26 protein-coding genes are annotated in these 20,981 nt (G+C 72.8%); 17 read left to right on the top strand and 9 right to left on the bottom strand.

Annotated features, from left to right (window positions below):
• Positions 1 to 6 precede the first annotated feature (6 nt).
• Positions 7 to 1,242: an FUSC family protein gene (locus ABKA17_RS06580; RefSeq protein ID WP_353690911.1), complete on the bottom strand. Its 1,236-nt coding sequence runs from the start codon at positions 1,240 to 1,242 to the stop codon at positions 7 to 9.
• A 117-nt stretch (positions 1,243 to 1,359) separates the two neighbouring features.
• Here ABKA17_RS06580 and ABKA17_RS06575 point away from each other — a divergent pair, with 117 nt between their 5' ends.
• On the top strand, positions 1,360 to 1,962 hold the full coding sequence (locus ABKA17_RS06575) for a TIGR03086 family metal-binding protein (protein ID WP_353690910.1): 603 nt from the start codon (positions 1,360 to 1,362) through the stop codon (positions 1,960 to 1,962).
• Positions 1,963 to 1,996: 34 nt separating this feature from the next.
• Here ABKA17_RS06575 and ABKA17_RS06570 read toward each other — a convergent pair whose 3' ends face one another.
• Positions 1,997 to 2,587: a CGNR zinc finger domain-containing protein gene (locus ABKA17_RS06570; RefSeq protein WP_353690909.1), complete on the bottom strand. Its 591-nt coding sequence runs from the start codon at positions 2,585 to 2,587 to the stop codon at positions 1,997 to 1,999.
• Between the two features lie 107 nt (positions 2,588 to 2,694).
• Here ABKA17_RS06570 and ABKA17_RS06565 point away from each other — a divergent pair, with 107 nt between their 5' ends.
• Positions 2,695 to 3,687: a quinone oxidoreductase family protein gene (locus tag ABKA17_RS06565; protein WP_353690908.1), complete on the top strand. Its 993-nt coding sequence runs from the start codon at positions 2,695 to 2,697 to the stop codon at positions 3,685 to 3,687.
• A gap of 1 nt (position 3,688) precedes the next feature.
• Here the strand turns inward: ABKA17_RS06565 and ABKA17_RS06560 are convergent, their stop codons facing one another.
• On the bottom strand, positions 3,689 to 4,183 hold the full coding sequence (locus ABKA17_RS06560; protein ID WP_353690907.1) for an FBP domain-containing protein: 495 nt from the start codon (positions 4,181 to 4,183) through the stop codon (positions 3,689 to 3,691).
• Between the two features lie 104 nt (positions 4,184 to 4,287).
• On the opposite strand from ABKA17_RS06560, the gene ABKA17_RS06555 reads away from it, so the two are divergent.
• The 4 genes from ABKA17_RS06555 (at position 4,288) to ABKA17_RS06540 (ending at position 7,898) form a co-directional block, all read left to right on the top strand.
• Positions 4,288 to 5,187 carry a DUF3626 domain-containing protein gene (locus tag ABKA17_RS06555; protein WP_353690906.1) on the top strand — a complete coding sequence of 300 codons (900 nt, stop codon included), beginning with the start codon at positions 4,288 to 4,290 and terminating at the stop codon, positions 5,185 to 5,187.
• Between the two features lie 84 nt (positions 5,188 to 5,271).
• Positions 5,272 to 6,231, top strand: a complete 960-nt coding sequence (locus tag ABKA17_RS06550) for a phosphotransferase family protein (RefSeq protein ID WP_353690905.1) — start codon at positions 5,272 to 5,274, stop codon at positions 6,229 to 6,231.
• Between the two features lie 81 nt (positions 6,232 to 6,312).
• Positions 6,313 to 7,602 (top strand): ROK family transcriptional regulator, encoded by a 1,290-nt coding sequence (locus tag ABKA17_RS06545; protein WP_353690904.1) that lies wholly within the window; start codon positions 6,313 to 6,315, stop codon positions 7,600 to 7,602.
• Between the two features lie 62 nt (positions 7,603 to 7,664).
• Positions 7,665 to 7,898 (top strand): hypothetical protein, encoded by a 234-nt coding sequence (locus ABKA17_RS06540; RefSeq protein ID WP_353690903.1) that lies wholly within the window; start codon positions 7,665 to 7,667, stop codon positions 7,896 to 7,898.
• Between the two features lie 106 nt (positions 7,899 to 8,004).
• Here the strand turns inward: ABKA17_RS06540 and ABKA17_RS06535 are convergent, their stop codons facing one another.
• Positions 8,005 to 9,018, bottom strand: a complete 1,014-nt coding sequence (locus tag ABKA17_RS06535; RefSeq protein ID WP_353690902.1) for an SDR family oxidoreductase — start codon at positions 9,016 to 9,018, stop codon at positions 8,005 to 8,007.
• Positions 9,019 to 9,125: 107 nt separating this feature from the next.
• On the opposite strand from ABKA17_RS06535, the gene ABKA17_RS06530 reads away from it, so the two are divergent.
• Genes ABKA17_RS06530 through ABKA17_RS06520 form a run of 3 tightly spaced genes read left to right on the top strand, consistent with a single transcriptional unit; the run spans position 9,126 to position 11,487 of the window.
• Positions 9,126 to 9,431: a helix-turn-helix domain-containing protein gene (locus tag ABKA17_RS06530; protein WP_502994155.1), complete on the top strand. Its 306-nt coding sequence runs from the start codon at positions 9,126 to 9,128 to the stop codon at positions 9,429 to 9,431.
• The gene (locus ABKA17_RS06525) at positions 9,428 to 11,053 is read left to right on the top strand and encodes a helix-turn-helix domain-containing protein (protein WP_353690900.1); all 1,626 of its coding nucleotides are present in this window, start codon (positions 9,428 to 9,430) and stop codon (positions 11,051 to 11,053) included. The genes ABKA17_RS06530 and ABKA17_RS06525 overlap by 4 nt, the downstream gene beginning before the upstream one ends.
• 2 nt (positions 11,054 to 11,055) lie before the next feature.
• Positions 11,056 to 11,487: a hypothetical protein gene (locus ABKA17_RS06520; RefSeq protein WP_353690899.1), complete on the top strand. Its 432-nt coding sequence runs from the start codon at positions 11,056 to 11,058 to the stop codon at positions 11,485 to 11,487.
• A 71-nt stretch (positions 11,488 to 11,558) separates the two neighbouring features.
• On the opposite strand, the gene ABKA17_RS06515 is transcribed toward ABKA17_RS06520, so the two are convergent.
• The 3 genes from ABKA17_RS06515 to ABKA17_RS06505 form a co-directional block, all read right to left on the bottom strand.
• Positions 11,559 to 12,521: an SDR family NAD(P)-dependent oxidoreductase gene (locus ABKA17_RS06515; protein ID WP_353690898.1), complete on the bottom strand. Its 963-nt coding sequence runs from the start codon at positions 12,519 to 12,521 to the stop codon at positions 11,559 to 11,561.
• A gap of 238 nt (positions 12,522 to 12,759) precedes the next feature.
• Complete coding sequence (locus ABKA17_RS06510) at positions 12,760 to 13,434, bottom strand: HAD family hydrolase (RefSeq protein ID WP_353690897.1); 675 nt, start codon at positions 13,432 to 13,434, stop codon at positions 12,760 to 12,762.
• 51 nt (positions 13,435 to 13,485) lie between these two features.
• Positions 13,486 to 14,526 (bottom strand): PHP domain-containing protein, encoded by a 1,041-nt coding sequence (locus tag ABKA17_RS06505; RefSeq protein WP_353691603.1) that lies wholly within the window; start codon positions 14,524 to 14,526, stop codon positions 13,486 to 13,488.
• 110 nt (positions 14,527 to 14,636) lie between these two features.
• Here ABKA17_RS06505 and ABKA17_RS06500 point away from each other — a divergent pair, with 110 nt between their 5' ends.
• Both ABKA17_RS06500 and ABKA17_RS06495 read left to right on the top strand, forming a co-directional pair.
• Complete coding sequence (locus ABKA17_RS06500) at positions 14,637 to 14,873, top strand: hypothetical protein (RefSeq protein WP_353690896.1); 237 nt, start codon at positions 14,637 to 14,639, stop codon at positions 14,871 to 14,873.
• Positions 14,874 to 14,943: 70 nt separating this feature from the next.
• On the top strand, positions 14,944 to 15,714 hold the full coding sequence (locus ABKA17_RS06495; protein ID WP_353690895.1) for a sulfite exporter TauE/SafE family protein: 771 nt from the start codon (positions 14,944 to 14,946) through the stop codon (positions 15,712 to 15,714).
• A 2-nt stretch (positions 15,715 to 15,716) separates the two neighbouring features.
• Here the strand turns inward: ABKA17_RS06495 and ABKA17_RS06490 are convergent, their stop codons facing one another.
• The gene (locus ABKA17_RS06490) at positions 15,717 to 16,313 is read right to left on the bottom strand and encodes a VanZ family protein (protein ID WP_353690894.1); all 597 of its coding nucleotides are present in this window, start codon (positions 16,311 to 16,313) and stop codon (positions 15,717 to 15,719) included.
• A gap of 235 nt (positions 16,314 to 16,548) precedes the next feature.
• On the opposite strand from ABKA17_RS06490, the gene ABKA17_RS06485 reads away from it, so the two are divergent.
• Genes ABKA17_RS06485 through ABKA17_RS06460 form a run of 6 tightly spaced genes read left to right on the top strand, consistent with a single transcriptional unit; the run spans position 16,549 to position 20,280 of the window.
• A complete protein-coding gene (locus ABKA17_RS06485) occupies positions 16,549 to 16,731 on the top strand; it encodes a hypothetical protein (protein ID WP_353690893.1) in 183 nt (60 codons plus the stop codon).
• Entirely contained in the window at positions 16,728 to 17,180 is a 453-nt protein-coding gene (locus ABKA17_RS06480; RefSeq protein WP_353690892.1) for a monovalent cation/H+ antiporter complex subunit F, read from the top strand. The genes ABKA17_RS06485 and ABKA17_RS06480 overlap by 4 nt, the downstream gene beginning before the upstream one ends.
• A complete protein-coding gene (locus tag ABKA17_RS06475) occupies positions 17,173 to 17,433 on the top strand; it encodes a hydrogenase subunit MbhD domain-containing protein (protein WP_353690891.1) in 261 nt (86 codons plus the stop codon). The genes ABKA17_RS06480 and ABKA17_RS06475 overlap by 8 nt, the downstream gene beginning before the upstream one ends.
• Complete coding sequence (gene mbhE / locus ABKA17_RS06470) at positions 17,430 to 18,170, top strand: hydrogen gas-evolving membrane-bound hydrogenase subunit E (RefSeq protein ID WP_353690890.1); 741 nt, start codon at positions 17,430 to 17,432, stop codon at positions 18,168 to 18,170. Before ABKA17_RS06475 ends, mbhE begins: the two co-directional genes overlap by 4 nt.
• On the top strand, positions 18,170 to 18,517 hold the full coding sequence (locus ABKA17_RS06465) for a sodium:proton antiporter (protein ID WP_353690889.1): 348 nt from the start codon (positions 18,170 to 18,172) through the stop codon (positions 18,515 to 18,517). The genes mbhE and ABKA17_RS06465 overlap by 1 nt, the downstream gene beginning before the upstream one ends.
• Complete coding sequence (locus tag ABKA17_RS06460; RefSeq protein WP_353690888.1) at positions 18,517 to 20,280, top strand: complex I subunit 5 family protein; 1,764 nt, start codon at positions 18,517 to 18,519, stop codon at positions 20,278 to 20,280. Before ABKA17_RS06465 ends, ABKA17_RS06460 begins: the two co-directional genes overlap by 1 nt.
• Here the strand turns inward: ABKA17_RS06460 and ABKA17_RS06455 are convergent, their stop codons facing one another.
• A complete protein-coding gene (locus ABKA17_RS06455) occupies positions 20,281 to 20,943 on the bottom strand; it encodes a DUF4230 domain-containing protein (RefSeq protein WP_353690887.1) in 663 nt (220 codons plus the stop codon).
• Positions 20,944 to 20,981: the final 38 nt, after the last annotated feature.

Genomic DNA, 20,981 nt, shown 5'->3' with positions numbered 1-20,981 from the left:
GTCGTGTCACCTGGAGCGACGCGCGAGGGCGGGACGGTTCCTGCGCAGCAGCTCCTGGAACCGGGTCAGCCGCGGCATGCGTTCGCGCTGCTCCCGGGAGGTGCGGTCCAGCTCCTCCAGGAGCCGGCGCGAGCGGTGCTCGGTGTCGAGCTCGTCGAGGATGCGGTTCACCTCGGTCAGCACGGCGCCGTGCAGCTGCCACTGGCGGGCGTCGCGCTGGACCTCCTCCAGGAGCAGCTGGGCGAGCTTGTCGCGGGTGGCCGCGGCGTGCCGGAGCTGGGAGGCGAGCCGCTCCTCCGCCGACTCGGCGCTACGGCTGACGTCGGTGGTGACCAGCACCGCGAAGCTCACCACCGCGTCGGCGATCTCCGACAGCAACTGCTCCACGGCGGCACCCGCCTGCCGTGCGAACAGCCGCTCGGACTCACGCTCCTTGGCGAGGTCGGCCAGGGTGCGCGCGAGCACCCGCAGCACGACCGTGCAGATCTCCAGCGTGTCCAGACCGGTCCGCAGCACCACCCGGTGCAACAGCCCCTCACGCACGCGCGGGTTGAGCCGCAGACTGTCCTCGGCCTGCTTCAGGGCCGCGTCCACCTCGACGATGTCGTGGTCGAGACGGCGTGCCTCGTACAGCCGCTCGGTGGCGTGCTCGACGGGGGTGCGGCCCGCGGCCTCCTCGCCCATGCTCAGCATCAACTGGCGTACCCGGCGGGCCAGTCCCTCGATCGACTCGCCGGCCTCGTCCACCCACACCGGCGGCGCCAGCAGCAGGTTGAAGCCGAGGCCGACGACCGCGCCGATGAGCGTCTCAAGGACCCGCGCCCAGGCGGTGTCCCCGACGGTGGTGACCCCGAGGACCAGCATCGCGCTGATGGCCACCTCGGGGACGTACTCGTCGACTCTGACCAGATGCCCCACCCCCAGCGAGGCCAGGATCAGCAGCGCCAGGCTCCACCAGGTGAGCCCGACCAGCAGGCTGAAGGCGATGGCGACGAGGACGCCGGCCACCACGGCGTTCACCCGGCGGATGCCGTTGGTGAGCGTGGCGTAGAGGGTGACCTGGACGACCAGCAGCGCGGTCAGGGGCGCGGTGAGCGGGGCCGCCTCGGGACTGAGCCGGAGCGCGATGACGTAGGCGATCGTCGCCGCGGCCGCCGACCGCAGCGTCTGAACGATCACCGGGTCCCGTCGGCGCTTCACGAAGCGCACGAGGGACGCCGTCCACTCACGTACATCTCGCATCCTCAGGCTGTCCCTCTTCCACAGTCGATCGCGTTCAACCATTGCGGACCGTAACTGTCCGCAACGACGCCTAGATTGTTAGCACAAACCCGTCGACGGCAAGAGGGGAGAGCAGTGATGGCGGACACCCGGGGGCTCGAGGTTCTCACGGCGGCGCACGGCTACTTGCGCGAGGTGGTGGCGGCGGTCCCGGCGGCGGCATGGGGAGCGCCGACGCCGTGCTCCGAGTGGACGGCCCGGCAGGTCCTCAACCACGCACGCATCGACCAGCAGGGCTACGGCCTCGCGATCACCGGCGGCCGCCCGGACTCCGACCCGTTCGCTCCGGCCGACGCGCTCGCCGCGGACCCTTCGGCGGAGCTGGACGAAGTGCTGCGCATGGTCGCGGACGCGTACGCCGGTCTGCCCGTGGACGCGGCCGAGGTGCCGACGCCGCTCGGGCCCATGCCGTTGCCGGCGGCCGCCGCCGCGGCCGCGATGGACGCGGCCGTGCACGCCTGGGACATCGCGGTGGCGACCGGACAGGACCGGCCGCTCACCGAGGAACTGGCCGAAGGGATCTGGCCGCTCGCGGAGCAGCTCGTGGACCACCTCCGGGACTCCTACCGGGTGTTCGCACCCGCGATCGAGATACCGGACGGCTCCGGCCGGGCCGAGGCGCTGCTCGCCTTCCTCGGCCGTGATCCGCAGTGGCGGCAAGGGGTGTCGCGCACCGCGTGACGGCGAGGGCACCGGCCGTCCGCGCACCGGGGGATCAGTGGACGCTGCCCGCCCGGGTCGACGCGGCCCGGCTGCGGGAGCGGTAACCGGCGACCTTCGCGAGGTTGCCGCAGCGGTCCATCGAGCACCAACGGCGGCGCCGGGCCTGGGAGTCGTCCAGGAACAGCAGCGAACAGTCCGGGTTCTCGCACTCCTTGACCCGCTCCCGCAGGGGCCCGCCCGTCAGCAGTACGGCGTCCCGCGCCACCGTCGCCAGCGCGGCCCGGGACGGCTGCCGGGCCGCCCAGCGCACCTCGCCCAACTGGGGTGCCAGGTCCGGCTTGGCGGCCGCCTGATTGACCAGCTCGACATCGGCCGCCGCCGGCTCCCGCCCGGCCATCGCGGCCCGCACCACGCGATAGAGGGCCTCGCGAAGCACGCGCGCGTCGGCGAGATCCCGCGCGGTGACCCGGACCGGCTCCTCGCCCACGGTCAGCTCCGCCTCCGTGAGCCAGCGGGCCAGCGCGGCGGTGTCCGGCAGCCGCTCCTTGGGCGTGGCGTGCCGCTTGCCGAGCGTGGCCACGAAGTCCAGACAGGGGCGGCCGCCGACGAACGGGAAGGCGAGCTCGGGGTCGGTGCTGGTCATGGAGGTGAGCCTACCCGCCCGGGCCACAGGCTTGACACTACTTGAACCGGTGTCGCAGGGTGACACCTGTTCAAGTGGTGTCAGTCACGACGGAGAGCGGGCGGGACATGCGTGCGGTGCGGATCGACGAGTTCGGCGGACCCGAGGTACTGGTGGCGACCGAGGTGCCGGATCCGGTGGCGGGACCGGGGGAGGTGCTGATACGGATCGCGGCGGCCGGTGTGAACCGCGCGGACGCCCTGCTGCGGGCCGGCGTCTACCACCGGGCCGGACGGCCCCCGCTGATCCCGGGCGCGGAGGCGGCCGGTGTCGTCACCGCGCTGGGGGAGGGCGTGACCGAATTCGCGGTCGGGCAACGGGTGTTGGCGCTGGACGGCGTGAAGTCACCCGGCTTCTACGCCGAGTCGGCGGCCGTGCCGGTCACCCAGGTGGCGGCTCTCCCCGACGGGGTGGCGTGGACCGAGGCGGCGACCCTGCCCATCGCCTGGCTCTCCGCCTGGTACTGCGTACGGCACCTGGCCCGGGTCGGCAAGGAGGACACCGTGGTGGTCAAGGCCGCCGCCAGCGGGGTCGGCACCGCGGCCGTCCAGATCGCCGCCGAGACGGGGGCCCGCGTCATCGCGCTCGCCGGATCCGCGGAGAAGGCCGCCTGGGCGGGGGAGTTCGGTGCCCAGGTGACCGTCGACACCTCCGCGTACCCCGACGAGGCGGAGGTCGAGGAGGTGCTGCGGCTGACCGAGGGACGCGGCGCCGAGGTCGTCCTCGACACCGTCGGCGGCGCCGCGTTCGGGCGGAGCCTGCGCCAGGTGGGGCACGGCGGCCGCGTCGTCGCGCTCGCCAACGTCGCCCTGGCCCCCAGCACCGTCGACACCCGCGACTTCTATCCCAAGAACGCCTCGATCCTCGGCTTCCAGCTCACCAACCGCCAGCGGCACGGCTACGACCCCCGCGCTGACCTGCGCGAACTGGCCGAACGGGTCGCCGCGGGCGCCTATCGGGTACCGGTGGAGACCGTGCTGCCGCTCGCCGAGGCGCGCGCCGCCCACGAGCAGCTGGAGCGGCGCGAGAACCGGGGCAAGATCGTGCTCGCCATGGACTGAGTCAGCTGTGCAGCTTGTCGAGGAAGGCGGACAGATTGCCCGTGGCCCGGGCGATCTGCTCCTCCACGGTGAGGCTCTCCTCGATCCGCAGGGTGCTTTTGGGGACCTTCTTGCCGCGGACGTACAGCGAACAGGCCAGGTCGGTGCAGATGTACAGACCGACCGAGTTGCCCTCGCGGCCCGCCGTGCCGGCCTTGCGGGCGGTCATGAGCGAGACCCCGCCGCCCGGATGCGTGGTCAGGCACAGCGAACACATGCTGCGGTGCAGAAAGCCCCGGTGCGCGGACGTCAGACGCATCGACAGACCGACGAGCCGCCCCTGTCGCTCGCTGATCAGATAGGTCCGGTCGGGCGCCCCCGGATCTCGCCAGCCGAAGAAGTCCAGATCGTCCCAGGGGCGTTCGTCGAGGTCGTGCGGCACGGCCACCCGCTTCGCCTCGCCCTTCGAACAGTTCACGAAGGACTCACGGATGTCGTGCTCGGTCAGTGATCGCATGGGGAAGCCTCCTGGGGGTGTCATGCTACTACCGAAAGCTGAGGGTAAAAAAACTAGAAGCTCTAGGTTCAGACACAATAGACGGCCCCGGCGAGGAGGAGCCAGTGGATTTCGAGAACGTCCCGTCACCCCGGGCCAGAGCGGCGCTGCGGCACGTCGCGGCACGCTCGGCGGGCCCGCCCGTCGCCCCGGACGTCCGCATCACCCTCAACTTCCACCCCGACCGGCTGACCGGCGGACTGCCCCTCCTGGAGGCGCTGCGACGGGACGGCGCCTACCACTCCCAGTTCGTGACCGGGACCAGCAACGGCGGCCTCACCGCACACCCCGGCGGTGACCGATGGCGCTGGGAGAGCCGGATCTTCGGCGGCGTCTACGACGAGGCCGACCCCTACGACCGGCCCGTGTACGGCGCGCTGGACTTCCGGCGTCAGGTGGTCGGCGCCGCCCCGCGCTTCGGCTCCTCGTACTTCCGGCTGACGCGCGCGGCCCTGGCCCGGGCCACCTTCTGCTACCCCGACAGCGCCGCCGAGCCGACCCGCTTCGGTGTCGCCGCCGGCATGTCGCTGATCGCGTCGGCGGAGGCGGACCGGCAGGACGCCCTCAACGACTACATCGAGGCACAGGTCCACGGCGGCGTCTCCCTCACCACGGACGTGGAGGCGCTCGTCCTGGACGCCTGCTACCGCGGCACCCCCGTCGAGGCGGCGGCGCGCCTGCTGCCCTGCCCCGTCGAGTGGCACCCCGGCTACCGCCTCACGGTGGAGCGGCTGCGCCGGTACGCGGACTACCGGGGACAGGAGTACGTCGACCTGGGCGCCCGGATCGCCGAGGACGGGCGGATCGACCCGAGGATCATCGGCGACGCGGCCCGCACCGGGCACCACGCACTCCAGGACCTGAAGATGGTCTGGCACACCCTCGCCCGCCACGGCGCCCCCGAGGGCGCGGGCACGGCCTACGAGGCGGTGGAGGACGCCGACAGCCACACCCCGAGCGCGTAGGCGCGGGCGACCGGTTCCGTACCCTGTACCGGAAGTGCACGGCCGGCTGATCGAGGCGCGGCGAAGGGGAGGGGTGGGGGCACGGTGGTGGACTCCTGGGCGAGGGCCCGACGCATCCTGGCAGAGGCGGGCCTGCCGCCCGAACGCCTCACCCACCTGCGCCCGTTGACCGGCGGCACCTACAACACCGTCGAGGAACTGCTCCTCGACGACGGCACTCGCCAGGTGCTGAAGGTGCCGCCCGCCGAGACCGTCCCCGGACTGCGGCACGAACGCCAACTCCTGGTCTCGGAGGCCGAGTTCTACCGCGGCGCCGCCGAGGCGGACGTACCGGCGCCCCGCGTTCTGCTCCTCGGGCGGGATCTGCTGATGACGGCCGTCCCCGGCGACGCCTGGGACGGGCAGTTCACCGCCGCCGAACAGGCCGTTCTGCGTGCGGAGTTGGGCCGCCAGGTGGCCCGTCTGCACCGCGTGACCGGTCCCGCGTTCGGCTACCCGTCCGGCGCGCTCGGGCCACTCGCCGAGGACTGGCGGACCGCGTTCACGGGGATGCTGGACGCGGTCCTCGACGACGCCCGTGACTACGGCGCCGTACTGCCGCGCCCCGTCGACGAGTTGGCCGCCGCCCTTCGGCCCGCCTACGACGCGCTGGAGGAGGTGACCGTCCCGAGCCTCGTCCACTTCGACCTGTGGAGCGGCAACATCCTGGTGGAGCGCGCCGAGGGACAGGTCCGTATCGGCGGGCTCATCGACGGCGAGCGTATGTTCTGGGGCGACCCCCTCGCCGACTTCGTCTCCCTCGCGCTGCTCGGCGACATCCGGACGGACGAGGCCTTCCTGTCCGGGTACCGGGAAGCGGGCGGCCACGCGGAGTTCGACGTCCCGGCCCGTCTCCGGTACGCCCTGTACCGCGCCTACCTCTACCTGATCATGCTCACCGAGACCGTCCCGAGGGAGATGGGCGAGGGTCAGCGGCGCTGGCGGCAGGGAGCGGTTGCACCGGAACTGGTCGCCGCGCTGACCGAGATCGCGGAGCTCTCATAGTTCACATCGTGAATTAAGGGCTCGTGGAAAGTGCCTCCGCAGCGGTATGTTGCAGGTCGGACAGGGTTCGAAGGGGGCCACATGGCGGGGCGGAACGGGCGCACGGTGCGCGACCTGAGGCGGGCCAACCGTACGGCTGTGCTGCAACGGCTCTACTTCGACGGCCCCCTCAGCCGCTTCGAACTCGGCCCGGCGACCGGTCTCAGCTCCGGCTCCGTCAGCAACGTCGTCGCCGACCTGGTCGCCGACGGCCTGCTGGAGGAGGCCGGCAGCGTCGACTCCGACGGCGGCCGCCCCCGCACCCTGCTGCGGGTGGCGCCCGGCAGCGGCCACATGATCGGCGTGGACGTCGGCGAGACCCGGGTGCGCATCGAGCTGTTCGACCTGACCCTGACCGAACTCGCCCGCGCGGAACGCCCGTTGACCCAGCGCCGCTACGACGTCGAGGTCATCGTCGGCCACATCCGCGACGGCGTCGCCGAAGTGCTCACCGCCGCAGGCATCGCCCCCGACCAGCTTCTCGGCGTCGGTATCGGCGTCCCCGGCATCGTCGAGCACACCCCGGACCGGGGTGCCGTGGTCCACGGGCAGACCATCGGCTGGGACGCCGTCCCGCTGGAGGCCCTGCTCCGCTCCAGTTCCCCGTTGCCGGACACCGTCCGCCACTTCATCGACAACGGCGCCAAGACCCTCGGCCAGGCCGAGATGTGGTTCGGCGGCGGACGCGGCGCGCACAACGCGGTCGTGGTCCTCTTCGGCTCCGGCGTCGGCGCCTGCCTGGTCACGCCCGAGGTGGAGCACGGCAGGGCGGTCGAGTGGGGCCATCTGACGGTACGGGTCAGGGGACGCCGCTGCCGGTGCGGTGCGCTGGGCTGTCTGGAGGCGTACGCGGGCGCCGAGTCGCTTCTCGACCGCTGGCGCGAGGAGGGCGGACGGCCGCCCGAGGGCACCGACGAGGAGACCGCGCTGACCGCGATGCTGGCCGCCGCGTACCCGGCCGGGGACGGCGCGCCCGACCCGGTGGCGCTGGCCGTGCTGGAGGAGACCGCCGAGTACCTGGGCGCCGGGCTGTCCGACCTGATCAACCTCTTCCAGCCCGAGCGCATCCTCATCGGCGGCTGGGCCGGCCTCCAGCTCGGCACCCGCTTCCTGCCCGCCGTACGCCGCCACGCCGCCTCCTACGCGCTGCGGCATCCTGCCGAGAAGGTCACCATCGACCTCGGCAGGCTCGGCCCCGACGCGGTCACCGTGGGCGCCGCGATCCTGCCGCTCGCCGACTTCTTCGGGCGCGGCGGCCGCCGCCCCGAGCCCGCGCCCGAGGGGCCCCACCCGGCCTGGCGCACGGCGCTTCAGGAGCGGGCTCCGCACTGAGGTTTCGCCGGTGGGGGCAGAGGTACTCGCGTGTCGCCCGGACGACGAGAAGGGAGGACGCCATGGCCGACCACCACCGCAAAGGCCCCGACGGCGAGCCCGTACCGCGGGACATGCCGGACCAGCTGGCGGGCGAGGGCGAGGACCCCTGGGACGCCGCTCCCGACCAGACCGGCGAGGACGAGAAGGACGCCGAAGTCCCCGACACCGACGAGGCGGGCACCGGCCGCGAGGGCGCCCCGCACGCGGCGAACGCGCCCTCCGAGGACCCGGTACCGGACGAGCCGACCGGCTGACCCGGGCCGGCCGCGACGGTCGTATCGGTCACCGCCGCGGATGAGCCTGCTCTGATCTGATGAGCCTGTGCCGTCCCGGGACGGCACAGGCGTCTCGCGCTCCCGCTCAGCCCACCTTCCGCCCCCGCAGCGGTTCCGTGTCCGCTCCCGCGCCCTGCTGGAGACCCTTCAGGAACTCCTCCAGCACCTCGGGCGCGGTGTGCTCCGGACGCCAGCGCAGTTCCGTGCGGGCGCGGGTGCAGTCCATGAGCGGCAGTCGCAGGACCGCGTCGAAGAGGTGCGGGGAGGCGGGCAGCAGGTGCAGGCCCCAGGCGGCGGCCACCGCCGAGCGGGCCGCGGTGCGGGGCAGCCGGACCCGGCGGGTGCCCAGCATCTCGCCGAGCAGTGCGGCGTCGACCGGCGGCTCGGCCGCCAGGTTGAAGGCGCCCCGCAGTTCGGAGTGGACCGCTAGCTGATAGGCCTTCGCCGCGTCGTCCGTGTGCAGCGCCTGCACCCGCAGCCCGGGGATGTCGGGCAGCACGGGCAGCAGCTCCGGGCGGACCAGCGGGCCCGGCAGGAAACGGCCGCCGAAGATGCGGCGCTGCTCGCTCGCCGACTCCCGCTTGAACAGGAACGCCGGCCGCATCCGCACCACCCGCACCTCGGGATGGTCCCGCTCGAAGGTGTCCAGGGTCCGCTCCAGATACGCCTTCTCCCGGCAGTACGCGGCGTCCGGCCAGCCGTGCGTCGGCCACGACTCGTCGACGGCCTCGTCCTTCGGACCCGGCGAGTACGCGCCGACCGACGACGCGTGCACCAGCGCCGGCACCCCGGCCGCGGCCACCGCCTCGAAGACCCGGATCGAGCCGAGGACGTTCGTCCGCCACGTCGTCGCCGGGTCGTGCGTCGGCTGGAACGCCCAGGCCAGATGCACCACGGCGTCCGCACCCGCGAACTCCTTCGCCAGATCGGCCCGCTCCGACGCCAGGTCCACGGGGGACCACTCCGTCCCGGGAGGCGACCAGTCCGGGATCCGGCGCGCCAGCCCCAGCACGGAGTCGACCTCCGGGTCCTCGGACAGAAGGCGCACCACACTCGTGCCGACGTTGCCGGTCGCACCCGTGACCACAATCCTGCTCACCTTCGGCTCCTCTCGGGCATGCCGCTTCGACGGGGACGACCGAGTACCCGGGCGGGGAGGATGCAACGCGGGGATTGCGCCCACAGCATGGTTCATACGGTGGACGCATGAGGCCGGGTAGGGTTGGCGGGGTGGGACTGTCCTTGGGAGAACGTGTGAGGTCTTCGGTCGCCGCGTTGATGCACGCGACGGGTGAGTCACAGGCGGAGGTCGCCGTGGCGCTCGGGGTGAGCCAGGCGCAGGTGAGCCGCCGTCAGTCCGGCAGCGCCGCCTGGAGTCTGGCCGACTGCGACGCGCTCGCCGCCCACTTCGGCATCGACGTGCTCGACCTGCTGGCCGGACCGACCCGGGCGTGCGAGACGCTGCCCGTCCGGCGGCGCCGGACCGGAGGAACGACGGCGGTGACCCGATGACCGACTTCGAGGCGATCGACGCGCTCCTGGCGGCCGCCCGCCAGGAGGTGCCGCTGCCGCCCGCCGACGTGCGGCGCGAGCTGCGTGAGGGGCTCAACCTCTCGCGTTCCCAGGTGGCCCAGGCCCTCGGCGTGAGCCCGTCCACCGTCGGCGGCTGGGAGGCGGGGCGGGACCCGAGCGGGGACGTGCGCGAGAAGTACGCGTACTTCCTGGAAGGGGCCCGGACCAAACTGGCGGCCCGGGCTGCGGAGGCGGCCGCCGACACGTCCGACGCCGACGACGAAGTGGACGACCCGAAGCAGACGGAGCCCGCGACCGGCGGTGACGGCGCGGGCGAGCCGGACGAGGTCGAGGCTCTCGCCGCACCGCAGCCGTGCGTCCTGTGCGGCACCCCGGCCCACCACCAGGTCGCCGGGTTCCCCCAGCACCTCGACCCGGCCGACTGCGGTACGACGGCGCCCGCGGACGTGCCCCCGGAGCCCGGCCCCGCCGAGCACGAGGACGAGGCGCCTCCTGCGCAGGCTCCCGCACCGGCTCCCGCACCGGCTCCCGCGCAGGCCCCCGCACAGCGCCGTAGGCCTGCCCCCGCGCGGCCCGGGCGTGACGCCGAGCCCGTACGCGTGGTCCCCGTGGGCCGCCGTATGCAGACCGCCGCGCAGGACACCGACCTCATCGGCGCCGCGGTGGCCGCCGCCCTGGAGAAGCACAGCGGTGATCTGGAGGCCGCGACCGCGGCCCTGGTCAAGCGGGCGATCCCGGATGCCATGGCGCTGCTGGACGAGACCCGCAAGGGCGGCCGTTACGACGTCGTGGCGCACCCCTGGATCCCGGAGATCCTGCGCAAGCAGTCCGCCCGCGGCGCCGACCGGATCTGGGAGGCCCGCCCCAAGTGGGCCCGGACCGAACTGCCGCCCGGCGCGCACGAGGTGACCGCCCTCGACATCAACGGCGCGTATCTGTCGGCGCTCAAGACCCATCTGCCGATCGGCCAGTTGGAGCACTCCACCGGCTTCGACCACGACCGCCGCCGGGCCGGCGTGCATCTGATCACCCCGCCCGAGTGGGACCACGAGGACCAGCTGCCCAACCCGATCGGCAACCGCGACGAACCCGGCCCCCTCTGGGTCACCGAACCGACCCTGCGTCTGCTGCTGCGGCTGTCGGGGCCGAAGTACGGGCTGTGCGACCCGCCGGAGATCCACGAGTCGTTCACCTCCGGCGCGACCGAGGGCCTCCTGGAGAAGTTCCGCGTCGCGCTGAAGGACGCCCGGGACCGGGCGATCGCCGAGGGCGACGAGGTGACGCTGGAGTACGTGAAGGCGATGTACTCCAAGTTCGTCTCCACGATGGGGGAGTCCAACTACAACCGCGAGCTCTACCGCCCCGACTGGATGCACCTGATCCGCTCCCAGGCCTTCGCCAACCTCTGGATGAAGGCGTACAAGGCCCATGCGGAGGGCCTGATGGTCGTCCGCGCCATGGGCACCGACGAGTTGCACGTCGTCGGCGACTGGCGACGGGTCTTCCCGGAGGGCCGCGGGGTCTCCGAGGTGAAGCTCAAGGACACGTACACCGTCGGCGAGGACCTCGACCCCGCGGCCGCGGGGGAGAGCGACGACTGACGGTGAGTGTCGAGGTCGATTTCTTCGCGGCACCGGACGACGAGACGGCGGCCCGCGCGCTGCGGACCGGACCGGAGGCCGCGCACGAGTCGCTCTCCATGGGGAACTTCGACGTCGAGGAGGCCGTGGTCGAGTGGGAGTGCCTGCTCACCGGCGGCGACTTCGCCGACCTCGTCGCGGCCGGCGAACCCCGTACCGTCGCCGAGGACGACTCCGGGTGTCTGGTGTTCGCCCTCTCGGCCCGGCTGTGTGCCGCGCTCGCCGGGGCCGGTGCGTCCCGGCTCCGTGACCTCGCCGTGGCGTGGGTCGCCCTGCGGGCGGAGGACGGGGAGATGATCGACGCGGGGATCGCCCACGGGATCGTGGGCGATCTGGCCGCTCTCGTCGGCGGTGCCGGGCGCCGGGAGCAGGGTGTCTACTGCCGGGTCGCGTAAGAGGCTCGGCGTCAAAGGGCACGGCGTGCGTTACAGGACTCGGCGTAGAGCGCTCGGCGTGAAGGGATCGATCAGGCGGGGAACGCGTTGACGCCGGTCAGTTCCGCCGACAGCGTCCACAGCCGGGCCGCCTGCTCCGGGTCGGTCGCCCAGTCGCGGACGCCGGCGGACTGGTCGCCGTCGAGCGCGGGCTCGGCGATGTCGCAGTCCTCCAGGTAGACGCCGCCGAGGCCCTCCAGCTGAGGCGAGGTCGCCGCCCACACCTGGGTGGCCGCGCCCTGCTGTGGGGTCTTGAAGCCCTGGGGGTTGAGGAGGTTGCCGTCCTCGTCGATCCAGCCGCGCTCCAGCATCTCGGCCTTGGGGATGTGCCGTTGCAGCGGTGTGAAGATGCCGCCGGGGTGCAGGGCGAACGCGCGGACACCGGCGTCGCGGCCGAGCCGGTCCAGGTGGACGGCGAACAGGACGTTCGCGGTCTTGGCCTGCCCGTAGGCCTGCCACTTGTCGTAGCCCGAGGTCCACTGGACGTCGTCCCAGCGCATGCCGGAGAAGTGGTGGGCGCGCGACGAGACGGACACGACCCGGGCGCCGCCGGGGGCGATCGCCGGCCACAGCCGGTTGACCAGCGCGAAGTGCCCGAGGTGGTTGGTGGCGAACTGCGCCTCCCAGCCGGGGCCGACCCGGGTCTCCGGGCAGGCCATGATCCCGGCGTTGTCGATCATGAAGTCGATCAGCCGGCCGGAGGAGAGGAACCGCTCGGCGAAGCCGCGCACGCTGTCGAGGTCGCCGAGGTCCAGCTCGTCGACCTCGACCCGGTCGATGCCCGCCACGGCCTCCTGGGCGACGGCGGGACGGCGCGCCGGTACGACGACGTGGGCGCCCGCCTCGGTGAGCGCACGCGTGGTCTCCAGGCCGAGCCCCGAGTAGCCGCCGGTGACGATCGCGAGCCTGCCGGTGAGGTCGAGGCCGGCCAGGATGTCGGCGGCGGTGCTGTGGGCGTCGAAGCCCGATCCGATCTTGTGCTGTGCAGTGCTCATACCGAGGAACGCTACGAATTGGAGTGCTCTCGAAGTCAAGCGGAACCCGAAGAGCGGAGTCCGGCCAGGAGTCTGGGCGAAAAAGAGCCCCGACCGGACGGGGGATCACGGTCGGGGCGGTCCTGGTGTGGGCGGAAGTCGAGGCCCCGGGACACTGTCCCGTCCGCACCTACGTGTGGTTCAACGGGCAACCACCCTTGGGTGTTCCCCGAGCTGTCGCGTTATGGCGTGAGCTGCGTCACCGATCGAACGGCAGCCAGGCGAACGGGCTGTCCGGGAGGCTCGTGAGCAGCTGGGCGGGATCGTCGTAGATCGCCTCCGCGCCCGCCTCCTCCAGGTCCGCGCGCGGGATGCCGCCGCACAGCACGCCCACGCAACGCACACCGGCCCGGCTGCCCGCCTTCATGTCCCACACGGTGTCGCCGACGAACACCGCGCGCTCGGCCGGTACACCCGCCAGTTCCAGGGCGTGCTCCACGGGTTCCGGGGCGGGCTTGCCCTCGGAGACGTCGTCCGCGCTCGCGGTGGCGGTGATGGCGTCGTCCGCGGAGATCGCGCGGCGCAGCGCGGACAGTTCGGCACCGCCCGCCGAGGTCGCCAGGACCACCGTCCAGCCCTCGTGGTCCAGACGCCGCAGCAGCCGTCCGGCGTCCCGGAGTGCCGGGAGCCGGTCGAAGTACTGCCCGTAGAGGGCCTTGTGGGCGGCGCTGAGCTCGGCCGCCTCCCGCTCGGCCCGGTCCTCGCCGAGCAGATGGGCGACGAGGTCGTCGGAGCCGAGGCCCACGGCCCGGTGGAGGGCGTGCATCGGCACCTCGTGACCCGCTTGGCGGAAGGCCTCCCACCAGGTCGCCACATGGAGGTGGTTGGTGTCCACCAGCGTTCCGTCGACGTCGAACACGGCCGCGCGTTCCATAGGCCCGTCCTCCTCCTCACATACCACGCATCGCAGCGCACGAGTACCACGTCAGGAGCCGGTCACTCCGGACGGCACCCGGCCCTCCCGGGTCCAGGCCAGCAGCTCCTCCAGGGACCAGGTCGTCACCACGCGCGCGTCGGGCACCCCGCACTCCTCGGCACGGGCACAGCCGAGGATCTGCCAGTCGAGCTGGCCCGGCGCGTGCGCGTCGGTGTCGACGGAGAACAGCGTGCCCGCCGCCACGGCCCGCCGCAGCAGCCGCCGGGGCGGGTCCAGCCGCTCGGGCCTGCTGTTGATCTCCACGGCCGTGCCCGACTCGGCGCACGCGGCGAACACCTCGTCGGCGTCGAACTCCGACTCCGGCCGCCCCCGCCCCGTGACCAGCCGTCCGGTGCAGTGCCCGAGGACGTCGGCGTGCGGATTGCGGACCGCGGCGACCATGCGGCGGGTCATCGAGCGGGCGTCCATACGCAGCTTGGAGTGCACGGAGACGACCACGACGTCGAGCCGCCCGAGGAGCTCCTCCTCCTGGTCGAGCGAGCCGTCGTCGAGGATGTCGCACTCGATGCCGGTGAGCAGCCGGAACGGCGCCCAGGTCGCGTTCAGCTCCGCCACCACGTCCAGCTGCTCGCGCAGCCGCTCGGGGGACAGGCCGCGGGCCACGGTCAGCCGGGGGGAGTGGTCGGTGAGCACCGTCCACTCGTGGCCGAGCTCCGCCGCGGTCCGGCCCATCTCCTCGATCGGGCTGCCGCCGTCCGACCAGTCGGAGTGCACGTGGCAGTCGCCCCGCAGCAGCGCCCGCAGCCGCTCCCCGCCCTCGACGGCGGGCCCCGCGGGCGCCTCGCGCTCCAGCTTGTCCAGATAGCCCGGAACCTGTCCGGCCAGCGCCTCACGGACCACGTTCGCCGTCTTCGGGCCGACCCCCTTGAGCGACTCCAGCGTCCCGGCCTCCGCCCGCTCGCGCACCTCCCCCTCGGGCAGCGCCGCCAGCACCCGGGCGGCCGTACGGAACGCGCGCACTCGGTACGTCGGCGCCAGGGACCGCTCCAGCAGGAAGGCGATCCGGTCCAGTGCCTCGACGGGGTCCATCGCCACCTCCTCCTCCAGGGTTCCCCGGGTGTGCGTGGCTCGCACGGCGGAGCGGGGACACCTTTGCCCTCTCATGTCCCTCTTGCGGAATGCGCTCTACGCTCTATTGCATGACCGAAAGCGCGAGCCCGTACATCTCCCATCCGCGGATCATGGTGCTCGGGGTACAACCCGGTACGCCCCCCTTCCGGATCGTGGAGATCGACGGAGAAGTGGTCGGAGAGGCGAAAGCCGTCACCGACGTCCTGGAGGCCGCCGCCGCGTGGGGCATCACGGTCCACGACCTCGACGACCCGGACACCGTCCGCTGGGTGGGCGGCGACAAGTTCACCTGGACCCGGCACTGAGGCCCCTCCGGCCGGGAGCGTGCGGGACCCTTCGGCCGGTGCCGAAGCGTCCGGTTCCTAAGCTCCCCTCATGCAAGGTCTCGGAGAGCTCCTCGCCGTCCTGGCCGCGGGTCTGGGTGCCGGTGCCGTCAACGCCGCGGTCGGATCGGGAACGCTGATCAGCTTCCCGGTGCTGCTCGCGGTCGGACTGCCGCCGGTCACCGCCACGGTCTCCAACGCGCTCGGCCTGATCCCCGGCTCGATCAGCGCGGCCATCGGATACCGGCGGGAACTGGCGGGCCAGCGCCGCCGGATCCTCACCTGGAGTGCCGGTGCCGTGGTCGGCGGTCTGACCGGAGCCACGCTCCTGCTGGCCCTGCCGGCCCAGGCGTTCGAGACGATCGTGCCGGTCCTGGTGGGTCTCGCCCTCGTGCTGGTCGTCCTCCAGCCCCTGATCGGCCGGAGACTGCGCGACCGCCGTACCCGCGAAGGCCGCACCGCGCCCGCCGACGGCGGCCCGCCGCTGCTCGTCGGACTGACCCTGGCCAGCGTCTACGGCGGCTACTTCTCCGCCGCCCAGGGGATCATCTACGTCTCCCTGATGGGGCTGCGTCTGGATGACGGCCTCCAGCGCCTCAACGCCGTCAAGAACGTCCTCGTCGCCGTCGTGAACACGGTCGCGGCGCTGTTCTTCCTGGTCGTCGCCGACTTCGACTGGACGGCCGTCGCGCTGCTCGCGATCGGCTCCGCCGTGGGCGGTCAGGCCGGAGCAGCGGCGGGCCGCCGTCTCCACCCGGCGATCCTGCGCGGACTCATCGTCGTGGTGGGTACGGCGGCCATCGTGCAGTTGTCCGTCCGCTGACCTCAGCGGTGCACCGCCCTGCTCAGCCGCCGCCCCAGCAGGACATAGCCGATCAGCGCCCCGGTGGTGTTGAGGATGACGTCGTCGATGTCGAAGGCCCGCCCGGTGATCAGCGCGCCCTGTGCGAACTCCACCAGCAGCATCACGACGGCCGTCAACAGAAGTACCCGCAGCACGCCGCGGGTGCGTGGCGCGAGCACGGGGACCAGGACGCCGAAGGGGATGCCCAGCAGGATGTTGCCGCCGATCTGCTTGGCGGCGTCCCGCAGTTCGGGCTGATCGAGATAGGCGCGCAGGGAGCGGCCCGGATGCAGATTGGTGTGGGTCAGCGCCTCCGACGCGGGTGAGGGCTCCAGCGTGAGCCGGGCCAGTACGACGGCGAACGCCACCATGAAGGCGAACGCGGCGACCATCGCCACCACCCGACGGACGACGGCCAGCGGGCTGCGCCGCTTCTCCGGCGTGGCCTTGGACTTGGCGGGGTCGGCCTTCGCGGTCCTGCCGGTCTTGGCGCCCTTGGCCGGGTCGGACTTGGGCGGGGCGGACCTGGTGGTACGCAGGCGGAACGCGTCACGTGGACGTAAGGCTGCACGGGCCATGCGGTCCTCCAGTCTTCAACTTCCCTGCGTCGTAAGGCGATTACCCGCGAACGGGCCGAGAATGCGGCCGCGCCCCGGCGGGTCGGGAGCACCCCACGGTTTCCCTTCGTACGGGTGGGGCACTCCGGCATCGGACCCGCGCGCGCCGCCACCGCCCGCCCCCGGGGCGGTGTTTGGATGGCGCGAAAACCGCACCCGGGACATTTCGTCGGCGGCGGGCCCGAGGAGGTGGCGCATGGACCGGCGTACGACGCTGCTCACCGTGGCCGAGGCGCTGGCCTGGTGGGCGGCGCTCGCCGCGCTGTGGCTGGTCCTCATCGGCCCGGTGGACACGCTCGAGCTCTTGGTCGGCACGGCCGCCGCGGCCGTGGCGGCGCTCGCGGCGACGGCCGCGCGGCGGGTGGTGAGCGCACGGTGAACGGCTGGACCCTCGCCGCCACCGTCACCCTCGGCGCGGGCGTCGGCGCGGCCCTGTGGGGCGTCGCCACCGGACCGCTGCGCCGCCGGGTCGTGGCCCAGAACCTGTCCACCGCCCTGGCCTGCCCGGCCCTCCTGCTGCTCGCACAGGCCTACGACCGCCCGTCCTACGTCGATCTCGCCCTGGTCCTCGCCCTCCTCGGCCCGGTCGGCACCCTGGTCTTCGCCCGGCTGCTCGCCACCGAACTCGCCGCGGACCCGCCGCGCGCCTGGGGCCTGACCTGGGCGGTCGCCGCATTCGTCGCCGCCGTCGTCCTGGCACTGTGCGCGGCGGAGGGGCCTAGCCGGGCCATGGCGAAGCTCCTGGTCACCGGAGCGCTGCTGATCGGCGGCAACGTCGTCGCCTCGCGCGCGCTGTCCGGCGGATTCCGCGGGGTGCGCCGTGGCTGACGCCGTCATCGTCGTCGTACTGCTGCTGGTCGCCGCGGCCGCCACCACGGCCGTGCTGGTGCGCGACCCCGTGCGCCAGGCCCTCGTCCTGTCGGTCCTCGGGCTGGTGCTGGCCGTGCTGTTCACCGTGCTCCAGGCACCCGACGTGGGGCTGTCGCAGCTCGCGGTGGGCTCCGCGCTGACCCCGCTGCTGCTCCTGCTCGCCGTCCAGAAGGTCAGACGGCGCGCCCGGCGCAAGGGACGCCCCGAGTGAACCGGCGCACCCGGCTGCTGCTCGTGGCCGTCGGCGGCGCGGGACTCGCCGCGCTGCTCGGCGCCGCCTGCTTCCAGCTGCCCGCCTTCGGCGGCGACCGGCACCCCTACGGCGACCGGGCCGTCGCGACCTCGCTCGCCCGGCACACCGCCAACACCATCTCCTCCGTCAACTTCGACCAGCGCGCCTTCGACACCCTCGGCGAGATGACCATCCTGTTCGCGGCCGTGCTCGGCTGTGTCGTCCTGCTGCGGCAGACCCGCGACGAGCACCGCGCCCGCCCCGAACCCGAGCCCGTGGCCCTGCCCGTGCGCCGCTACGCCCTTCTCGTCCTGCCCCTCGCCCTGCTCACCGGCCTCTACGTCATCGCCCACGGTCAGCTCAGCCCCGGCGGCGGCTTCCAGGGCGGGGTCGTCGCCGCGACCTCCCTCCACCTGCTCTACCTCGGCGCCGACTACCGCGCCCTGGAACGCGTCCGACCGGTCGGCCTGTACGAGGTCGGGGACGCCCTCGCCGTCTCGGCCTACCTCGTCACGGGCATCGCGGGCCTGATCGGCGGCAGTGCCTTCCTCACCAACACCCTGCTGCCGTACGGCACGTTCAACACGCTCTCCTCCGGCGGCATGGTCCCGCTGCTGAACGCGGCCATCGGCATGGAGGTCGCCTGTGCGGTCGTGGTGCTGCTCGCCCGGTTCCTGGACCAGGCCGTCGAGATCGAGGAGGAGAACGCGAAGTGATGGACGTCCTGCCGTACCTCGTCGCCGTATGGATCTTCCTGGTCGGCTGCTACGGCCTCGCCACCAGCCGCAACCTGATCCACGCCGTCGGCTGTCTGAGCGTGTGCCAGTCCGCCACCTATGTGCTGCTGCTGGCCGTCGGGTACCGCGACGACGCCACCGCGCCGGTCTTCTCCGATCTGGAACCCGGCTCCCGGCCGGTCGTCGACCCCGTCGTGCAGGCGCTCGCCCTCACCGACGTCGTGGTCGGCGCCACCGTCACCGCGCTGCTGCTCGCGCTCGTCGTACAGGTCTCCAAGCGGCACGGCACGATCGACCCCGACGAACTCTCGGAGCTGCGCGGCTGATGAACGACCTGCTGCCCCTCCTCGTCGCCGTCCCGCTGCTCGGCGCCGCCCTGCTGGTCGCCGGCGGCCGCCGACTGCCCCGGATCGTCGCCGAGTCCACGGCCTGCGCCGTCTCCGCCGGCACCGCCGGGCTGGCGATCGTGCTGCTCCTCGACTCCTCACCGCCGATGGTCGAGTGGGTCGGCGGCTGGGTCCCCGTCAACGGCGAGAGCGTCGGTATCGTCCTGGTCGGCGACGGCCCCGGACTCGGCATGGCCGCGCTCGCCTCGCTGCTGACACTCGCGGCCCTGGTGTACTCCTGGCACTACTTCGACGAACCCCCGCGCCGGCACGCCGGCTCCTTCCCCGGGCTGATGCTGCTCTTCCAGGGCGGCATGTGCGGGTTCGCGATCGCGGGCGACCTCTTCAACGCGTTCGTCTGGTTCGAGCTGATGAGCGTCGTGGCGTACGCCCTGACCGGCACCCGAGTGGAGGAGGCCAAGGCGGTCCAGGGCGCCCTGACCTTCGCCGTCGTCACCTCGCTCGGCGCGTACGCCATGCTCATGGGCATCGCGCTGCTCTACGCCCGCACCGGCGAACTGGCGATGACCCGGATCGGGCAGGAGCTCGACGCGCACGGACCGCCCGACGCGCTGGTACTGGCCGCCTTCGTCCTCGTCCTGACCGGGCTGCTGGTCAAGGCCGCCGCGGTGCCCTTCCACTTCTGGCTGCCCGACGCGCACGCCGTCGCCCCCACCCCCGTGTGCATGCTGCTGTCCGGCGTCATGGTCGAACTCGGCGGCTACGGCGTCTGGCGCGTGTACGGCACCGTGTTCGCCGGGCCCGGCGGCGTCCCGGCCGCCGACCTGACCCGGCTGCTCGTGACGCTCGGCGCGCTGACGGCGGTGATCGGCGCGGTCATGTGCTGGTACCAGCGGCACATCAAACGGCTGCTCGCCTACTCGACCGTCGCCCACACCGGCCTGTTCCTCATCGGCATCGGCGTCCTCAAGCCCGAGGCCGACGACGGGGTCGCCCTGTACCTGCTGGGCCACGCCGGAGTGAAGGCCGCCCTGTTCGCCTGCGCCGGGATCCTCCTCGACCGCTGCGGCAGCGTCGACGAGCACGCCCTGCACGGCAAGGCACGCCGACTACGGGGCGTCGCCGTGCTGTTCACCGTCGCCGCGCTCGGCCTCGCCGGGCTGCCGCCGTTCGGCACGGCCCTCGGCAAGGCCGTCACCGAGGAGGCCGCGGGCCCCGCGCTCACCGTGCTCTACGTCGCCGCGACCGCGGTGACCGCCGGCGCCGTACTGCGGGTCGGCGCGCGCGTGTTCCTCGGGCTCGGCCCCAGGCCGCGGGAGGCGGGCGGCTACGAGACGACCGGTACCGGGGAGCGGCCCGAGACCGGGCAGCGGCTGCGGAGGGTGCCGGACACCATGACGGCCGTCCCGGCGGTCCTGCTCGCCGGGGCGCTCGCGGTCGGGGTGGCACCCGGCTTCGCCGACGTGGTGGCCCACTCCGTGAACGAGACCGGATCCGGGGGAGTGGTGGTGGCCTCCGTGCACTGGACGCCGGTCGGCGTCCTGCTGGGTCTCCTCTCGACCCTGCTGGCCCTCGGCCTCGCGGCCCTTGCGGTCACCCGTCCCCGGCTGCTCGCCGCACCGGCCTGGGCGCTGCCGCTGCGGCGATTGCAGTCCGGGCACATCGGGGACTACGTGGCCTGGGTGCTGGCGGGCGCCGCACTGCTCGGCGCCCTGGCCCTGCCGGGGATCCCGATCTCCTGATCAGGTCCCGAACGTGACGCTCACCTCCTTGAAGCCGAGGGAGTGCAGCAGGCCTTCGAGCATGTCGGTGGTGTTGGTCTCGGCGCGTTTGGTGAGCCCGCTGTCCTTCGCCGCGTCGCCGATGTGCTTCACCGCGAGCTTCTGCACGGCCTGTTCGCCGTTGGGGTTGTCGGAGAACAGGTCGCCCAGCCGGTCCAGGAGACCCCGCTGCTTGGACACCGCGTAGGAGCGGTCGGCGTCCAGGGCGGGCTTGCCGAGCTGTGCGTGCGGCAGGTGCAGCGTGGCCGTCGTGCGGTCCTCGTTGACCGTCACGTCGTCCTTGGCCACCTTGCCGAGGTCGACATAGGCGTCGACGGTGCCCGCCCCGACGTACAGGGTGCGGGTGCCGCGGATCGCGTCGGGCAGGTACTTGGCGTCCTTCTCCAGGTCCACGACCACCTGGAAGTTGCCGGAGGCGGCGTCGTAACGGCTGAGGTCCTGGATGGACTGGAGGAGTGCGGGACCCGAGCGGTCATGGGTCTCGGTGCCGAACAGGTCCTTGAGGCCCGGGAGCACGCTCAGCCGGATACCGGCGAAGAACACGACGAGCACCAGTACGACGGCGCTCACCAACTTCGCCCAGCCGGGCATGCGCTTGGACATGCGCCTGATGGGAGTCGTCATGCGACGGCCCTCCTTCCTACTTGCTCGGATTCCCTCCA

The sequence above is a fragment of the Streptomyces sp. RG80 genome (genome assembly GCF_040446465.1).
Lineage (GTDB): Bacteria > Actinomycetota > Actinomycetes > Streptomycetales > Streptomycetaceae > Streptomyces.
This window is presented reverse-complemented; position numbering and strand designations above follow the sequence as displayed.

What these genes read in the sequence shown, in the direction of transcription:
- ABKA17_RS06580 (WP_353690911.1), bottom strand. Translation starts at nt 1,242, where the DNA reads ATGCGAGATGTACGTGAGTGGACGGCGTCCCTCGTGCGCTTCGTGAAG.
- ABKA17_RS06575 (WP_353690910.1), top strand. Translation starts at nt 1,360, where the DNA reads ATGGCGGACACCCGGGGGCTCGAGGTTCTCACGGCGGCGCACGGCTAC.
- ABKA17_RS06570 (WP_353690909.1), bottom strand. Translation starts at nt 2,587, where the DNA reads ATGACCAGCACCGACCCCGAGCTCGCCTTCCCGTTCGTCGGCGGCCGC.
- ABKA17_RS06565 (WP_353690908.1), top strand. Translation starts at nt 2,695, where the DNA reads ATGCGTGCGGTGCGGATCGACGAGTTCGGCGGACCCGAGGTACTGGTG.
- ABKA17_RS06560 (WP_353690907.1), bottom strand. Translation starts at nt 4,183, where the DNA reads ATGCGATCACTGACCGAGCACGACATCCGTGAGTCCTTCGTGAACTGT.
- ABKA17_RS06545 (WP_353690904.1), top strand. Translation starts at nt 6,313, where the DNA reads ATGGCGGGGCGGAACGGGCGCACGGTGCGCGACCTGAGGCGGGCCAAC.
- ABKA17_RS06540 (WP_353690903.1), top strand. Translation starts at nt 7,665, where the DNA reads ATGGCCGACCACCACCGCAAAGGCCCCGACGGCGAGCCCGTACCGCGG.
- ABKA17_RS06530 (WP_502994155.1), top strand. Translation starts at nt 9,126, where the DNA reads ATGAGGCCGGGTAGGGTTGGCGGGGTGGGACTGTCCTTGGGAGAACGT.
- ABKA17_RS06525 (WP_353690900.1), top strand. Translation starts at nt 9,428, where the DNA reads ATGACCGACTTCGAGGCGATCGACGCGCTCCTGGCGGCCGCCCGCCAG.
- ABKA17_RS06515 (WP_353690898.1), bottom strand. Translation starts at nt 12,521, where the DNA reads ATGAGCACTGCACAGCACAAGATCGGATCGGGCTTCGACGCCCACAGC.
- ABKA17_RS06510 (WP_353690897.1), bottom strand. Translation starts at nt 13,434, where the DNA reads ATGGAACGCGCGGCCGTGTTCGACGTCGACGGAACGCTGGTGGACACC.
- ABKA17_RS06505 (WP_353691603.1), bottom strand. Translation starts at nt 14,526, where the DNA reads ATGGACCCCGTCGAGGCACTGGACCGGATCGCCTTCCTGCTGGAGCGG.
- ABKA17_RS06500 (WP_353690896.1), top strand. Translation starts at nt 14,637, where the DNA reads ATGACCGAAAGCGCGAGCCCGTACATCTCCCATCCGCGGATCATGGTG.
- ABKA17_RS06495 (WP_353690895.1), top strand. Translation starts at nt 14,944, where the DNA reads ATGCAAGGTCTCGGAGAGCTCCTCGCCGTCCTGGCCGCGGGTCTGGGT.
- ABKA17_RS06490 (WP_353690894.1), bottom strand. Translation starts at nt 16,313, where the DNA reads ATGGCCCGTGCAGCCTTACGTCCACGTGACGCGTTCCGCCTGCGTACC.
- ABKA17_RS06485 (WP_353690893.1), top strand. Translation starts at nt 16,549, where the DNA reads ATGGACCGGCGTACGACGCTGCTCACCGTGGCCGAGGCGCTGGCCTGG.
- ABKA17_RS06465 (WP_353690889.1), top strand. Translation starts at nt 18,170, where the DNA reads ATGGACGTCCTGCCGTACCTCGTCGCCGTATGGATCTTCCTGGTCGGC.
- ABKA17_RS06460 (WP_353690888.1), top strand. Translation starts at nt 18,517, where the DNA reads ATGAACGACCTGCTGCCCCTCCTCGTCGCCGTCCCGCTGCTCGGCGCC.
- ABKA17_RS06455 (WP_353690887.1), bottom strand. Translation starts at nt 20,943, where the DNA reads ATGACGACTCCCATCAGGCGCATGTCCAAGCGCATGCCCGGCTGGGCG.